The sequence below is a fragment of the Grylomicrobium aquisgranense genome, from assembly GCF_033971865.1.
In the GTDB taxonomy this organism is placed as follows: domain Bacteria; phylum Bacillota_I; class Bacilli_A; order Erysipelotrichales; family Erysipelotrichaceae; genus Bulleidia; species Bulleidia massiliensis.
The window spans coordinates 82,449-97,780 of record NZ_JALBUR010000003.1 but is presented as its reverse complement, the minus strand read 5'-3'; the positions used below and the strand labels follow the sequence as shown (position 1 = coordinate 97,780).

At 49.5% G+C, this 15,332-nt stretch carries 12 protein-coding genes; 5 read left to right on the top strand and 7 right to left on the bottom strand.

Features of this window, described 5'->3' with window-relative positions; genetic code table 11:
- Positions 1 to 25: 25 nt before the first annotated feature.
- The 4 genes from MOZ60_RS02480 to MOZ60_RS02465 all read right to left on the bottom strand — a co-directional run bounded on the left by MOZ60_RS02480 (position 26) and on the right by MOZ60_RS02465 (position 3,708).
- Complete coding sequence (locus tag MOZ60_RS02480; RefSeq protein WP_108774763.1) at positions 26 to 226, bottom strand: helix-turn-helix transcriptional regulator; 201 nt, start codon at positions 224 to 226, stop codon at positions 26 to 28.
- Positions 219 to 581: a DUF3796 domain-containing protein gene (locus MOZ60_RS02475; RefSeq protein WP_370595523.1), complete on the bottom strand. Its 363-nt coding sequence runs from the start codon at positions 579 to 581 to the stop codon at positions 219 to 221. Before MOZ60_RS02475 ends, MOZ60_RS02480 begins: the two co-directional genes overlap by 8 nt.
- Before the next feature lie 134 nt (positions 582 to 715).
- A complete protein-coding gene (locus tag MOZ60_RS02470) occupies positions 716 to 2,767 on the bottom strand; it encodes an AAA family ATPase (RefSeq protein ID WP_370595522.1) in 2,052 nt (683 codons plus the stop codon).
- Between the two features lie 8 nt (positions 2,768 to 2,775).
- Complete coding sequence (locus MOZ60_RS02465; RefSeq protein WP_370595521.1) at positions 2,776 to 3,708, bottom strand: hypothetical protein; 933 nt, start codon at positions 3,706 to 3,708, stop codon at positions 2,776 to 2,778.
- A gap of 182 nt (positions 3,709 to 3,890) precedes the next feature.
- On the opposite strand from MOZ60_RS02465, the gene MOZ60_RS02460 reads away from it, so the two are divergent.
- The 5 genes from MOZ60_RS02460 (at position 3,891) to MOZ60_RS02440 (ending at position 12,895) form a co-directional block, all read left to right on the top strand.
- Positions 3,891 to 6,464, top strand: coding sequence for a PD-(D/E)XK nuclease family protein (locus MOZ60_RS02460; protein ID WP_370595520.1), 2,574 nt, complete (start codon positions 3,891 to 3,893; stop codon positions 6,462 to 6,464).
- Positions 6,465 to 6,466: 2 nt separating this feature from the next.
- Positions 6,467 to 9,598, top strand: coding sequence for a UvrD-helicase domain-containing protein (locus MOZ60_RS02455; RefSeq protein WP_370595519.1), 3,132 nt, complete (start codon positions 6,467 to 6,469; stop codon positions 9,596 to 9,598).
- Positions 9,599 to 9,676: 78 nt separating this feature from the next.
- Complete coding sequence (locus MOZ60_RS02450; protein WP_370595518.1) at positions 9,677 to 10,657, top strand: hypothetical protein; 981 nt, start codon at positions 9,677 to 9,679, stop codon at positions 10,655 to 10,657.
- Positions 10,654 to 11,529, top strand: coding sequence for a histidinol-phosphatase HisJ family protein (locus MOZ60_RS02445; protein ID WP_370595517.1), 876 nt, complete (start codon positions 10,654 to 10,656; stop codon positions 11,527 to 11,529). Before MOZ60_RS02450 ends, MOZ60_RS02445 begins: the two co-directional genes overlap by 4 nt.
- 4 nt (positions 11,530 to 11,533) lie before the next feature.
- Entirely contained in the window at positions 11,534 to 12,895 is a 1,362-nt protein-coding gene (locus tag MOZ60_RS02440; protein ID WP_370595516.1) for an MATE family efflux transporter, read from the top strand.
- A gap of 11 nt (positions 12,896 to 12,906) precedes the next feature.
- Here MOZ60_RS02440 and MOZ60_RS02435 read toward each other — a convergent pair whose 3' ends face one another.
- The 3 genes from MOZ60_RS02435 to MOZ60_RS02425 are packed head-to-tail and all read right to left on the bottom strand — an operon-like array spanning position 12,907 to position 15,267.
- Positions 12,907 to 13,476 carry an alpha/beta hydrolase gene (locus MOZ60_RS02435; protein WP_370595515.1) on the bottom strand — a complete coding sequence of 190 codons (570 nt, stop codon included), beginning with the start codon at positions 13,474 to 13,476 and terminating at the stop codon, positions 12,907 to 12,909.
- A complete protein-coding gene (locus tag MOZ60_RS02430; protein ID WP_370595514.1) occupies positions 13,463 to 14,509 on the bottom strand; it encodes a zinc ribbon domain-containing protein in 1,047 nt (348 codons plus the stop codon). Before MOZ60_RS02430 ends, MOZ60_RS02435 begins: the two co-directional genes overlap by 14 nt.
- 47 nt (positions 14,510 to 14,556) lie before the next feature.
- Positions 14,557 to 15,267: an FHA domain-containing protein gene (locus MOZ60_RS02425; RefSeq protein ID WP_277635652.1), complete on the bottom strand. Its 711-nt coding sequence runs from the start codon at positions 15,265 to 15,267 to the stop codon at positions 14,557 to 14,559.
- Between the last annotated feature and the right edge of the window lie 65 nt (positions 15,268 to 15,332).

Sequence of the window (15,332 nt, the reverse complement as noted above, 5' to 3'; positions counted from 1 at the left end):
AAGAGAACTCCTGACTGATATTCCATCATTCTTCTTCGACTGTAAAGATATCTTCAATTGTCACTTTGAAAACCTCAGCAATTTTCCATGCAAGTACAAGCGAAGGGTTATATTTTCCTTTTTCCAGGTTGCCGATTGTTTCTCTGCGGACACCAGCCATGCGGGCCAGATCCTCCTGTTTCATGTTGTATCTGGCACGATATTCTTTGATTCTGTTTTTAATCATTGGCAGCAGTTTCTTCCCTTGCTTCAAGAATAGCGAAGCTGACACCAAACAGCAGCACGATGACACCAAAACACATGCCAAATGGAATTGCAACGGCGTCTCTTCCCTGAAAACTGAAAGAGCCAAGAATCATCAGCGGAACCAGTGAGATGATTCCTGCCAGACAGGCAATCACGGAAGCTTTACGTACCTGCTGGATAAACATTTCATCCGGAATCACCCAGAAATACTTCAGATAATATAAATAAGAAAAGAATGCCCATAAGCCATGATTCCCTGTTTTCCAGCCAATGACAGGAACCAGAGCAAGCAGGGAGAGAAAGCCCATGTAGTTAATTCGTCTCAGTCTTTTCATATTCTTATCTCCTTTGTTATGTGGTGTATATCTATCATAATGTTATAATTTCACCACATTTTTATCAACAGTTATCGATTATTTGTAAAAAAGACCAGCACCGTATTGGATACTGATCTTGATGATCGCTGCTGTTATTCTGCCTGTTCCATCTCTTTCAGGATGCTGAAGTCTTCCTTCTTTAACAGGTCCATATCAGCATTTTCTTCTTTAAGCAGACGTTCTGACTGTTTCAGTATGGCTTCCTCAATGGTATTGCGGGCCAGTCTGCCATTGCCGGCAGTGGCAGCACTTTCTGCCTGTTTCTGATCAAACCAGGCAGTCAATGGTGCTTTGACACTGTCCTCAATGCGGTATCCCTTTCCCTTTGCAATCTGATCTGCAATGGCCATCAGCTGTTCACCTGTATAATCCGGGAATTCGATGATATTGGGAAAGCGGCTCTTCAAGCCGGAGTTGGCTTCCAGAAAAGCTGCCATTTCTTTCTTGTAGCCAGCCAGGATGACAATCAGATCATCCCGGTTGTCTTCCATTGCCTTGACCAGTGTATCAATCGCTTCCAGGCCAAAGCTGTCATCCCTGCCTCTATACAGGGAATAGGCTTCATCAATGAACAGCACACCGCCAAGTGCACTGCGTATCACGGACATGGTCAGTGGCGCTGTCTGGCCGACATACTTTGCGACAAGATCGGCTCTAGTGACTTCCACAAGCTGTCCCTGCGACAAAGCGCCGATGGCTTTCATATACCGTGCAAACAGCCGGGCAATGGTTGTCTTGCCGGTGCCGGGATTGCCGGTAAAGATCATATGTTTGGAAATCTCAGTCGTCTTGAGACCCTGCTGGCGGCGGCGCTGGTTGATCAGCACATGAGCCTGCAGAGAACGGATATAGCTTTTCACATCATCCAGGCCGATGACAGAGTCAAGTTCCTTTGATACAGCATCCATCTCTGCCTGGCTGTTCTGGCTGCGGCAGATGGATATCTTTTTACCATCATAGCGTGCATATGGCACATCATCTTCCACCTGCAATGAAATTTCTTTCGCATTATCTTTCAGCACTGCCTCAGACAGGCTGATATAGAAATCATTGAACTGGGCAATGATGGCATCCGCACCATGTTCTTTATCATAGTGGGAAAGCACCCAGTCATTGAGGGATGACTCAATGGTCAATGCGACATGGAGCTGACTGTCGCACTTCTGTTTTAATTGTTCTGTCTGTCTGGAAATGATCTGTTTGACTGCATCCGCATCAAGGCTGACAAAGGTGATGGTATCCAGCACATGTTTCATAAAATCCGCACCAAAGGCATCCTGCACATCAGAAAGGGAGCCATGCGTGATAAAGATCAGATATTTGTCCTGCGCAGACAGGGAATCGACGGCATCTTTGACAAGGCCGCTCTGATTTTCCACCAGGATGCCCTGGCGCAGCACATACCGCTTGTTCAGCAGGACGCTGCCATTTTCCGCCAGTGATGAAACCATCCGCAGAAATGGCGCAAAGCCCTGTTTGAAGTTTTCAAACACGATCATGCCGCCATTCTGGTGCAGTGCCTGGTATAGATCCTGTACAAAGACCTGTTCCTGAGAAGCACTTGTATAGCGGGATAAATCAATGGTATTCACATCGGGTGAAGTAAAGATCTGATGCTGGTAGAGAACACGGGAAGCTGCTGCCACACAGGCATGTCTGCCGACACCCTCTTTACCCATGATCAGAATCACATTGCGGGCATGATTTTTCTCAGTTCCCATCACATACGGGCGGCGCAAAGCAGCACACAAGTTATGCACGGCTTCCTTCTGGCCGATGATCTCCTTGTTCAAAACCTCTTCCATCTGTGCAAAGACTGCTTTGTCATCAACCGGTTTTTCCTCTTTGGGTTCCTGGACATGGTAATCCTCTTTCAAGCTTTGATTGAGTGCATCCATATCATCATTCAGCTTCTTCTGATCCGGTGAAATCTCTTTGCTCATCTGTTCCAGCTGCTTCTGCTGCTTCAAAAGAATCGCATGCAGCTGTGACATGGCCTGATCATCACTGACAAGCACATTCTTTTCATCACTGACTTCCTGCAGTCCTTCCAGATCAGATGCTGAAAGAGAGCGGTCCTTCCCCATCACCTGTTTCCAAAGCCGCTCTTTCTCTTCTTCCTTGTCCCGACGGTCTTTCCCCATAGTATTCCTTACGCTTTCCTGCTGTCCTCATTCTCACCAGAAGGCATTTCCATGCCCGTATCACCTGCCAGGCCATCCTTCTGCAGCACAGCCTCCAGAGTCGAAATATCCGCAGACAGATTGATAAAATCCTGGTCTGTCATCGAAGAAATGATGGTCTTCATCGCCTGGTTGATCAAAGCTATCGTCTTGGTCAATTTCTGCCTGGTTGGTGCAAAGTTCGGATCACTGGTCACACTCTGCAGCGTATCATACTGATTCAATATCTTCAAAAGGATCGGCAGATAGTACGCATACAGCTTCTCAAGCTTGGAGGCAGAATCCGGAAACTTCTTCTGCAATTGCTGAATCTGCTTCAGCAGTGCACATGTCTCATACAAAGAATCTGAAATTTCCCTGTCTGGAATATCCTGGTTCAGCCGATTGATCTCATCAATGAAATACTGGACATTCTTTTCCTGCTTCGGATTCTGATCCGGCTGCTTCTCTGGCCCCTTCTTTTCTTCTGCCGGCGTATCCATATGCTCGGTTGCTTCCACATCCACCACATCATCCCGCACTGCTTCCTGACCGCGTGCCATCTGCAGCAATGTCCTGATCATCTGCTCACAGGTATCCGGATAGCGGCTGGCAAAACTGTCAAAATCAGCCAGATATGAGCCATCCCGGTAAACATCCAGTGATGTCAGAGACTGATAGCGGGATCCATGCAGGCGAAGCGTGAAGCTGTCCGACACTTTCAAAGCAGGACGCTGCTGAAAATATCTGCGCAGAAACACATTGATTCTGGCCCGCTGATCTGGTGAAAGCTGCACGGAAGAAGAGCGGAAGGAACGCCTGCTTCTGCCGGCGTCATCTGCCTTTTTGCTGGAATTGACTGCCGCAAAGGCAATTGCGGCCACAGCGATGATCATGATGACAAGCGGCACGATCGAATCCATTAAATCACCACCTATGAATATAAAGAACAGAAGAAACAGCCACCAATAATTTCTGTTATAGTTTCTCATCAAAAACTCCTTGTTTGAATCGTCATGATTATATCATGTCCTGCAGGTCCTTTGCATTTACCAACAGCGTACAGGCGCCATCTTAAGGCGTATTGAAATGCTATAATCATGACATGACAAAGATGATCATTACCGAAGCTTACCGCGGTGAGCTGTTGCTGCATGAAATGGCACTGCAGAGTGAGCACAATGCCATTGGCGGCCTGCAGATCAAGCCGCTTGCCACTCTGCTCCATGCCATCCCTGACGACCCTGTGCTTTCTGCCTTACTGCTGCAGAAAGCCATCCTGCCAAAGAGAGATGACTTTCCTGTCTTTGCAAAGATGTTCCACTATCCAGCCTTCTTCCAGGAAATCTTAACTTTTGCCAGAACCTGCATTCTGCTGCAGATTCCTGCCTCTTCACTGCCAGAGGCATCACAGCGTGACAGGGAGCTGAAGATGCTGACAGAAGCTGCGATGACCTTGCCATTAAGCGAGAAAAGCACCATTGCCCATCTTGAAAATGACCTGGCTGCCATCAAAGCCAACCCGGATGCCTGCATCCTGCCATGGTTTGCAAAGAATGACTTTGATTACAGACTGATGCAGCAGTTGAAGCAGGTACTGCCGCAATGGCATGAAGAGAGTTCTGTCTCTCATGCGGACCTGTCCCATGCCCTGAACCCCCGCCAGGAGATTGAATGCATTGCCCAGCGCATCTGTAACGAGAATGTGCCATGTACGCTCATCCTGACAAGTCCGGCAGCCCAGCTGCCTGTTGTACAGGAAGTATTCGGCCGCTATGGCATTCCCTTTTCCAGCCTGACAGGCAGTGAGCCAAGCCGTATGGCCTTCCGTTTTGCCCTGCTTGTCGAAGCCGCCCTGCACAATGATGGCACATCGCTTGCCAAAGCCATCTCAGCCAACTGCTTCCCGATCAAAGCAGACGGCAGCCTGATGGACTACTTCTCACAAATGCTCACCAGCAGCGATCCACCCGCCCATGTATCTGACCTGTTTGCCAGCCATCCAGTCTTTGCAAATCAGGCAGGAACATGGCAGATGCTGGAACAGAAAGCACAGACCTGGTTTGATGCCTGCAGGCCGTATCTGGATACCCTGCTTTCTTCCAAGGACCCCGCCGATCTATGCATGCATGCTTTTGAAATTCTGCGCCATCATCCCGATCTGCAGGATCAAAATACAGCTGATGAACTGATGGCATTGCGTAAAACACTCAGCAATGTACTGGATCAGATCGAAACTATGGATGATCTGCAGTTCCTTCTGGCCGGTTTCAAGAATGCGTCGGTGTCTCATCACACGATCACCAGCACCTTCTGTCTGGTCACCGATCTGAAACATCCGGTTCCACAGCGCAAAGTCAGCTATGTGGCAGGATGCGACGGCACCAGCTGGCCCGGTTTTGCGCCATGCACAGGCCTGTTTGATGAAGCTTACGTCAAAAATGTAAAGGCATATCCGACACTGCGGCAGCGCCATGATGCCTGGATGGATTGTCTGCAATGGGTGCCCGGCAGCGGTGAAGCCATCCATTACTCCTGGAGTGTCAGTGACTATGAAGGCAGAGAAATCCAGGCTGCCTATGAACTGCAGGAACAGTTTGGAAAGCATGTAAAAGGCATGCGGCCAGAACGGCTGCAGCCATTTGCCGCAAAAGAACATCAGCTTTCCGCTTCTCTGGCAGCTGATCTTTACCTGGACCATGGCAAAGCCACCGGTTCCATTTCGACCATTGAGCGCTGGTTTGCCTGTCCTTACAGCTGGTTTATTGAATCCGGTCTGAAAGTACGCAAAAATGATGCGGCGATGCTGGATGCAGCTACTATCGGCACCATGCAGCATGCCTTGATGGAAATGGCGGTAAACAAGTATCACAAACAGTATGCGGAAATGAAGAAAGAAGAAGTCCAGGCATTTGTTGAGGATTGTTATGGGCAGCTTGCCAAGGCACATCCTCATGAGACACACCTGCTTGCTTTATCCAGCCATCGGATGACAGATTCCCTGCTGGATGCCCTGGCCTTTCTGCAGGATTTTGAAAAACATACTGCTTTTGTGCCGCAGAAGGCCGAGTATCACTTTGAACATCATCCGATCGGCACAAATGTATTACTGCGGGGGACCATTGACCGCATGGATGTCTATGGCGATGAACTGCTGCGCATCATTGACTACAAGTCGTCCCAGCATACGTTATCCAAGCCAAAGGTAGAAGCCGGCCTGCAGTTGCAGCTGCTGACCTATCTTGTGATTGCCCAGGAAATCACTGGTCTGACACCGGCTGGTGCCTACTATTATTCCCTGAAGGCAAAGGATCTCACCATGTCTGCTTCTGTCATCCAGGGACGCGGCAAGAAAAGAGAAATTGTCTGGAATCAGCAGACACCGGAAGAAGTGCAGACATCGTTTCTGAATGCCAGAAAGCTGTCTGGATGGACGTTTATCAAGCGGGGAACCGAGCTGGATGACAATGGCCAGCACATCGCATCCCTGACGACGATCCGTGACTTTGAACAGGCCAAAGAGCTGATGGAACATCTGTATTCGTATTTCTACAAGCAGATCAAAGCAGGCAATATTGCCCTTTCTCCCAAGGAGGGTGCCTGCACATTCTGTGATTACCGCGGCATCTGCCGCTTCCATGGCCGCTATGAAAAGATCAGACCGATCAAGGAGGATTAAGCATGCTGGATGAACAACAGATGGATGCCCGTGATACAACGGGGATCAGTGTGATTGTGTCTGCTTCAGCTGGTGCCGGCAAAACCAGCGTGCTGGTGGAGCGGTTATTGAAACGCTGTCTTGTTGACCATGTACCGCTGGAAAGGATCCTGGCCATGACCTTTACGAAGGCTGCAGCGCAGGAGATGAAATCCCGGCTGGCCTCAGGATTGAGCCAGCATCTGGCCCAGGCAGAGACAAAGGAAGAACGAAACTGGATCAGTGACCAGCTCATTGCTTTATCTGCCGCTCAGATTACAACCATTGACTCGTGGTGTCTTGCCATCATCCAGAAATATGCGGCTGTGATCGGCCTGGATCCGGCAGTGTGCACAAATGTGCTGGATGAAGGCACCCGTCAGGTCATGTCGCATGAAGCGTTCTGCCAGTGTCTTGGCAGCATGGACATGGAAAAGGCATACCGGCTGGCCACGACGTTTTCCGCCCGCAGTGAAGATTACAGTGCCCTGGAACAGGCTGTAAACAGCGTCAATACCCATGCCCAGTCTGCCTTTGATCCATCTGCCTTCTATCAGGACTGCCGTGACAAATACAGCCCGGTGAAGTCACTGCCCGATTTTGATCCGGATATTCTGGCCGCCTTTTTTGACCGCATGATTCTGTCTGTCTCCAATCTGAATGACCTGCTGGATGAGATGGAGACTGCTGCCCAGGGGGATGAAAAAGTTGATCCAAAGACGCTGCAGGGTGTGCGCAATGGCATTGTCAATGTACTGGATGCTTTGCAGCAGCACAGCTGGGGCCTGTATCTGTCCGCTTTGGAAACACTTGCTTTACTGCAGACATCTGCTTCGACAAAGAATCTGCCCTATGACCGTGCCCGCAAGGATTTTTCCGCCCGTATCAAAGTCCTGCTTGCAGGTGCCCAAGATGAAGCCACGCTTGTATCTGATGCCAATGACATGGTACCGATCGTGAATGACTTCCTGGATCTATGTGAGAATACAGCAGATACGCTTGCCAGGATGAAAGCAGACAATACATGCATGGATTTCTCGGATATGGAGCGCTATGTGCTTGCGATTCTGCAGGCTGATCATGGTGAAACAGCTGCCCGCATCCGGGACAGCTATGATGAGATCATGGTCGATGAGTTTCAGGATACCAGCACGCTGCAGAATGCGATCATCAATGCCGTGGCGAAGAAGGACAATGTCTTCCGGGTAGGTGACGTCAAGCAGTCGATTTACCGGTTCCGCAGTGCCCGGCCTGCCTTGATGCGGGCATGCCTGAAAGATCCTGAAGAAAAGCATATTACCCTGCGCCACAACTTCCGTTCCATGGAAAGCATCGTCACGTTTAACAACATCCTGTTTGGCAGTCTGATGAATGTGGAAGGCATGCATGATCGATATACGGAAGATGACAAGGCTGCCATCGGCCGCAGAGAGCAAAAGGAAGAACCGGTGCCTGTCATCTTTACCTTTGTGTCTTCCCCACAGGCACAAGGGGATGAGGACGAAGAAGAAGAGAATGAAGATGCCAAGCAGTTAAAGGCTGCCTGGATTGCCAGCCACATTGCCGCCATGCATGAAGACGGTCATCCGTTTTCTGACTTTGCGGTGCTGGTACGCTCCCATGCCAGCAAGATTCCCTTACGCAATGCCTTTGATGATGCCGGCATTCCCTATGACATCGATACCAGAGAAGGATTCTGGAAGTCTGATCTGTGCCTATTGATTCAGGCTATGGCCGGATGGATGTTAAATCCGGATGATGCCATCAGTATGACCACCGTGCTGACCAGTGCGTTCTGTCAGTTCTCAGATGAAGAGCTTGCAAAGATGAAAGTTGGCCATAAGACACTTGTACAGGGTGTCAGAGAAGCACATCCGGAATTGTTTGAGGCATTTGCCAGACTGCGGCAGACGGCAGACAAAGATGGCATTCCTGCTCTGATGGACCAGATTGCAAAGACAAACAATTTCTACGATCTTCTTTCTGATAAAGACCAGGCAAACTTTGACTTTCTGTGCCAGAAGATCAATGCAAAGCAGCCTGTCAGCCTGTATGACTTCCTGATGATGATGCGCAATGGTGCTGATGAGAAATCCAGTGAAGCGCTGTCGCATGGCACAGATGATGATGTGGTCAGAGTATGCACGATTCATCAGTCCAAAGGCCTGCAGTACAAGATTGTCTTTCTGTGGTCGGACTCTCAGAACCGCTTCCAGGATGACAAAGCTCCTGTCATCATCCATGATGAGCTCAAACTCGGCCTTGGCTGGATGGATATCCATACCCGCCTGAAACGGCCAACCGTCCAGGAACTGGCTGTATCCCATGCCTGCAACCTGGAAGACCAGGAGGAGTTTATCCGTCTGCTGTATGTTGCTTTGACCAGGCCCCAGCAGCGTCTGTTCATTGTGGACAGTGAGCCAAAGCGTGATTACAGCCGCAGCCTGACCAGAGGCGTGATTGCCGCAAGGCGGGGCATGAGCGGACTGATCCTGGCCGCGATGAAGGAAGGACCGTACTTTGAAGTGCATCATGAATCACTTGCGGCCGTGCCAAAGCTGACAAAGAAGAAAACAGTATATCCTGCCCAGCTGCCGCACATGCATGCACAAGAGGATATCAATGGTGCCCTGCGGCCTAGTGAAACAGAATACACAAGCATTCCGCCGCTGTCCCGCAGCAGCCATGAGTCCGGCAAGGCCTATGGCACTCTCATGCATGAAACCATTGCGTCACTGCCAGACAAAGTCTGGACCATGGAAGACATTCATGTGGACGGACTTACCCCTGCTGATCAACAGAAGCTTGTCCACTTTGCCAACACAGCATTGTACAGGCAGTGCCTGCAGATGCATATTCACAAAGAATATGCATTCTATGTGATCGACACAGAAAGCAGGCATGCCATCACAGGTGCCATGGACTTTGTGGCAGAAGATCCAGACAAGGTCATCATGATCGATTTCAAGACAGATGATGCCAATGATGCCGAAATCAAGAAGAGATATCAGACACAGATTGATACCTACCGAAGAGCCTTGGAAATCCTGTATCCCGAAAGAATCATTGAAACCTATGGCTACTCTTTCCATAATGAAGATTTCATCGCATTCTGAAGCACTGTGAAAGCAGTGCTTTTGTTTTGTTGCAAGAGAAAAGGAAGCGTGTATAATCATTTCGTCAGAGGTTGACGAATGAATCGGAATACGAAGCTGAAACAGGATGATATTGATGCGGTACGCCAGATCTTCTTTGACGGAAAATGCCATACAAGGATGGAACTTTGTACATTGTGTGGGATTTCCACCGGCGGGATGACAAACATTCTCAGGGAACTGCTTTTGTCCAGACAGATTCTGTATGTATCGGATATACCCTCACGCACCGGCCGCCATGCCAAGCAGTATTGCCTGAATCCAGAGTACTGCCATGTAGGTATGCTGGCGTGTGTAAGGCAGGGTAATGATTTCTGTTTTCTGCTGGAAAGCAGAAAGCTGGATGGCAGCCCTGTGTTCCGTAAGGACATGCCGTCGGAAAAAGGATCCCTGCAGGATTTCAGGCATGCCCTTGGAACACTGCGCACAAGTGATCCTGCCGTCCAGGTGCTTGTCATCAGTATCCCCGGTGTCTGTATCAATGGCACGATCGGGGTCTGTGATCTGCCATTGCTTGCCCATAAAGACCTGCATGATATCCAGGAATTAAATGGTTTGCAGTGGGTGAATGAGAATGATGCCAATGCGATGTGCATCGGCCTTGTGCATGCATATCCGGATACAGATACAGCAGTGCTGGTGTTCCAGCCAGCTGCGGAATTAATCGGTTGCGGTATTGTGATCCATGGCCGTTTGTACAACGGCACAAGTCATCAGGCCGGTGAGATGCGTTATCTGCCGTGGGGCACAGAGAAAGAAAAGAAAGAGAGAACGAAGAAGGAGCCAGCGCGCATGTTAGCTGAAAGCATGGGTGCTCTGGCAGCCGTGCTGGATCCGGATCTGATTGCCTGGACAAGTGAGCTGACCAACGAAAAGCTGCATCCAGAAACGTATGGGATCCGATTGGATCCGCACATTCAGATTGTGCATGTACAGGACAAAGACAGTCTGCTTTGGACCGGCTTATACGAAATAGGAAGAGATATCCTGAAAAGCAGGAAGATGGGAGAAGAAAGATGATTGCGGATTATCATTTGCATTGTGAGTTTTCAGATGATTCCAGAGAATTGATGGAAAATCAGATTGAACAGGGCATTGCCATTGGCCTGGATGAGATGTGCTTTACCGATCATGTGGACTATGGCATCAAGCGTGACTGGGATGATCCAAGAGGCATTCTTTACCGCGGCGGGGATGGCATCAGTTCTTCCTCAGACCAACAGGATCCGCTTGCCAATGTGGATTATCCCCGCTATTTTGAGAAGCTGCATACCCTGCAAAAACAGTATGCAGGAAAGATCGCCATCAAAGCCGGTCTGGAGTTTGGCATACAGACCCATACGATTGGTGATTATGAAAAGCTGTATGCAAAGTATCAGAATGATCTGGACTTTGTGCTGCTCTCCATGCACCAGGTACATAACAAAGAATTCTGGAATGGTGACTACTTCAAGGGAAAGAGCCAGAAGGAATACAATGATGACTATTATGAGGGGATTCTGCATGTGCAGCAGAACTTCAAGCATTACAGTGTTCTGGCGCATCTGGACCTGCTGTCCCGCTATGATCCAGCAGGTCCCTGTCCATTTGAAAAAGAAGAGGATCTCATTGCGGCCATTTTGAAACAGGCTATTGCGGATGGCAAAGGCATTGAGATCAACACGTCTTCCTGGCACTATGGCCTCAAGGATACCCAGCCCTGCCGGAAGATTCTCAAGCTCTATAAAGACCTTGGCGGCACCCTCTTCACCTTTGGTTCTGATGCCCACAGCACAAAGTATGTCGGTGACCACTTCAAGGATGCCCGCCGGGTTGTCAAAGAAGAGATCGGCATCACGCAGTTCTGCACATTTGACCATATGAAGCCCATCTTCCATGAGATTGAGGATTGACGGCATGAAGAAACAAGGTTTGTTTTCTGATGCTGTCTTCAATCACAAGCTGTTCTCTCTGGCCCTTCCCCTGGCCCTGCAGAGTCTGATGCTGGCGGCAGTGGCAGCCGCCGATGCCATCATGCTTGGACGGCTCGATCAGAACTCCATGTCAGCCGTATCACTGGCAACCCAGGTCCAGTTTGTGATGACCATGTTCATCTCCGCCATCACAGCCGGCGGTTCCATCCTGGCAGCCCAGTACTGGGGAAAGCAGGATCTGCATGCGATGACAGATATCTTTCATATCATGCTCAGGCTGTCTGTTCTGATTGACCTGATCTTCGGCATTGCCTGTGTCTTTTCGCCAGGTATTCTCATGGATTTCTTCACCAATGATCCAACTCTGAAAGAAATCGGCTGCCAGTACCTGCGCATCGCCGGCTGGTCCTACTTCCTTGTAGCAGTATCACAGAGTTTCCAGATGATGATGAAAGTCAGTGAACATGCTCATGCGGCTGCCATGATCTCCACCGTCACCGTTTTCATCAACATCGGTCTCAATACGATCCTGATCTTCGGTTTGCTTGGTTTCCCGGTTCTTGGGGCAAGAGGTGCAGCCATCGCCACTTTGATCTCCCGGATCATTGAGCTCATCTGGTCCATCTCTCTTTCTTACACGGATGGCTATCTCCATCCACAATGGGAATCTTTGTTTCACAAGAACAAGCTGCTGAGCAAAGACTTTGCCCGTATTTCCCTGCCTGTGCTGTTTGCCTCATTGCTGTGGGGTGTTGGCTTCACATTCTACACGGCCATCATGGGACATTTAGGCCAGGATGCCGCCGCTGCCAACTGTGTGGCGGCAGTCGTCAGAGATCTTGCCTGCTGTATGTGCAACGGTATTGCCGGTGCCGCCGGTGTTGTCCTTGGCAATGAACTTGGCCAGAACCACATGGATACCGCAAAGGAATACGGCATCAGAATCATGAAGATCAGCTTCCTGGTCGGCTTTGTCACAACCGGGATCATTCTGGCCGTCATTCCGGCTGTCCTGCAGTTTTATAAACTGTCCGGCATGGCAAGACAATACCTCATTGGCATGCTTGTCATCACATCGTTCTACATGATCGGCAGATGCGTTAACACCATCATGATCAATGGCATCTTTGACGGCGGCGGTGATACAAAGTTTGATATTCATTCCCTCATTGTCACCATGTGGTGCATTGCCATTCCAACCGCCTTAGCCGGTGCCTTTGTGCTTCACTGGCCCATCCTGGCCGTCTATGCATGCACATGCCTGGATGAAGTCGGCAAGATTCCATGGGTCATGGTTCATTTCTACCATTACAAGTGGCTGCAGAATCTGACCAGGGCATATTAAAACAGCGTGCCCTAAAGCACGCTGTTGAGCCATTGAATCCCATGTACAACGCGCGGTGTATCATCCGCAAAATGGCTGCCCGGTTCCTTCACAAACGTATGTGTCATTGACAGATACTGCTGTGTTTCCAATGTTTTATCCTCAACAGACGCAAGGACCGGATTGCGGCTGTTTTTTTCTGTATCACCCAGTGAAAGGTAGACCGCCTCTGCCTGAACAGGATGTGCTTTCAGCCAGTCAATCCAGCCGGGATACCATAAGGATCCAGATGCACAAAGCACACCGGCAAAACAGTTTTCTTTTGTGGCAGCGTACAGGGCAAATAAGCCCGCCAGAGAATAGCCGGCCAGGATAGATTTCTGAGGCAGATGTACTTTCAGTTCAGCCAGAAAGGTATCTGCGTTTCCGGCAAAATCATGGCCTTTCTTAAACACCTTAGGGGAAGGCCATGGTGACAGACAGCTGTCCCAGTCAAAGTCATACACAAACAGGATGGGATTGGAAACAGGTATATCTTGCGGTTCCTTGCCAATCCAGACAACCGGGATGCCGCTTCCTTCCTGAAACTTAAAACCAGGCATTGGTAGGCATCATGTGGTACACAGCCAGAACCTGCAGGATCAAAAAGAGTGTCAGAATGATCAGCTGCAGCCAGCCGTTTATCTTCTGCATATCCTGATGCAGAATGAGGACTTCAAAGACAAGCAGGCACAGCACGCCGAAGGTGCCAAGCACCGGTGTGATGGCTGAGAAGATGATCGTCAAAAGTGCCAGCAGGCTTGTAAAGAACAAGGATGCACTGATCTGCTGCAGAATGACGCTGGCATTTGCTCTTTTGCGCTCACTGATAAAGCGGGCCAGGAACAGGAAGCCAATCACAATCACTGTCATGACCATTCCGCACTGGAAGAAGGAAGAGAATGTATAGCCCATGTTGTTCATGGCAATCGAGACATTGATATCCGTTCTTCCAACTGCCTGCAGCACAAACTCCAGTGTACTGACCGCAAAGGAACGGGTCAGCCATGTATTGACAATCAGAGAAAGCAGAATGGCCACGCCAACATCCACCCATGGCAGACTCACAATCGCAAACGGATCTCTGATCACATTCCAGAACGGCATCAGATACATCTTCCAGTCAATATCCGCCTTCGGCATCTGCATCTTCACGTTCTCTGCAGCAGGCTCTGTTTTCTTTTCTGCCTTTGGGGCAGCAGCGTGTTCCGGTTCTGTCTTTTCTTCTGGTTTTGTTTCAGCAGTCTCCCCAGTTTTAACTTCCTCAACCGGTTCACTAGATTTCACCTGGGCACTTTCGGCCTTGTTTTCCACAGGCGTTTCTGCAGCAGCTTCCTGCTTCTGGGCTTCCTGTTCAGCCGTTTCCGACTTGTTTTCTACAGGTGCCTCTGTTTCTTTTGATTCATTTTCCTGCTTTGGCGCTTCAGCTGCCAGAGACTTTTCTTTTTCTGTATTTTCAGCAGGCTTTGTTTCTTCGTCCTTTACTTCTTCCGGTTCTGTCTTTGTTTCAGCTAAATCCGGCTGCTTTGTTCCGCAGAACGGGCAGAAGGCAGCGTCATCCGCAATTTCTTCCTGACAGTTGATACACTTTTTCATGGTTAATCTCCTTTCCCCAATGATCCAAAAAAGCCCGGATTTCCGGGTTAGTTATACAGCCATGCATTGACCCGGATGTGGGCTCTGCCAAGGGTGATCAAATCGCCTGTATGCAGTCTTGCCCTGCCAAGCGGCGGCAGTTTCATATCATTCAGGAACGTGCCATTATGTTCGGATACATCTTCCACAAAGACTTCGCCATGTTCCAGCAGCAGTTTTGCATGACGGCGGGATACGGCCGGCTCTGAGATAATGACATCGCAGACATCTGCCTCTCTGCCAAGCAGACACGGAAAGCTTCTGACTGACACTTCCGTTTTGGACTGGCCGATCATGATGGTCAAAGATACACCCGTGATGGCCTGATTGACTGGCTGTGATTCTTCTGCCTGCTGCGGAATACGGCTGGAAGGCTGATTGTGCATGGATGGCACAACATTTGTCTCCATAGCTTCATCTTCATCCGCATGAGGATTCTTGAACTGCATCAGGTCAAGATCATCTTTTGGCTGTGCCTTGTTCAGCACAAGCGGCTCAGCCGCTGTGGCAGCCGCGGCTGGTGCTGCATGCACCGGTCTGACAGCATGTGAAGATGACGATGTCAGCGATGATGCAGCCGGGACTTCTTTCTCGACATAAACGATCTGGTTCTTTTTAATGGCAAGTACAACAACCGCCACGCTCAGCACAATGATCATGCCCACCAGCACAACCAGCAATGCTTTGACCAGCGTCGGATCAGACAGTATAGCACTCATAAATCGATTCCTTTCGCTCGCTAAATTCTTCCTTATTTTACATCAAACAGCCACAATTTCACTAT

Coding starts and splice junctions, on each gene's coding strand:
- MOZ60_RS02475 (WP_370595523.1), bottom strand. CDS start 581: ATGAAAAGACTGAGACGAATTAACTACATGGGCTTTCTCTCCCTGCTT.
- MOZ60_RS02480 (WP_108774763.1), bottom strand. CDS start 226: ATGATTAAAAACAGAATCAAAGAATATCGTGCCAGATACAACATGAAA.
- MOZ60_RS02470 (WP_370595522.1), bottom strand. CDS start 2,767: ATGGGGAAAGACCGTCGGGACAAGGAAGAAGAGAAAGAGCGGCTTTGG.
- MOZ60_RS02465 (WP_370595521.1), bottom strand. CDS start 3,708: ATGGATTCGATCGTGCCGCTTGTCATCATGATCATCGCTGTGGCCGCA.
- MOZ60_RS02440 (WP_370595516.1), top strand. CDS start 11,534: ATGAAGAAACAAGGTTTGTTTTCTGATGCTGTCTTCAATCACAAGCTG.
- MOZ60_RS02460 (WP_370595520.1), top strand. CDS start 3,891: ATGACAAAGATGATCATTACCGAAGCTTACCGCGGTGAGCTGTTGCTG.
- MOZ60_RS02435 (WP_370595515.1), bottom strand. CDS start 13,476: ATGCCTGGTTTTAAGTTTCAGGAAGGAAGCGGCATCCCGGTTGTCTGG.
- MOZ60_RS02430 (WP_370595514.1), bottom strand. CDS start 14,509: ATGAAAAAGTGTATCAACTGTCAGGAAGAAATTGCGGATGACGCTGCC.
- MOZ60_RS02425 (WP_277635652.1), bottom strand. CDS start 15,267: ATGAGTGCTATACTGTCTGATCCGACGCTGGTCAAAGCATTGCTGGTT.
- MOZ60_RS02455 (WP_370595519.1), top strand. CDS start 6,467: ATGCTGGATGAACAACAGATGGATGCCCGTGATACAACGGGGATCAGT.
- MOZ60_RS02450 (WP_370595518.1), top strand. CDS start 9,677: ATGAATCGGAATACGAAGCTGAAACAGGATGATATTGATGCGGTACGC.
- MOZ60_RS02445 (WP_370595517.1), top strand. CDS start 10,654: ATGATTGCGGATTATCATTTGCATTGTGAGTTTTCAGATGATTCCAGA.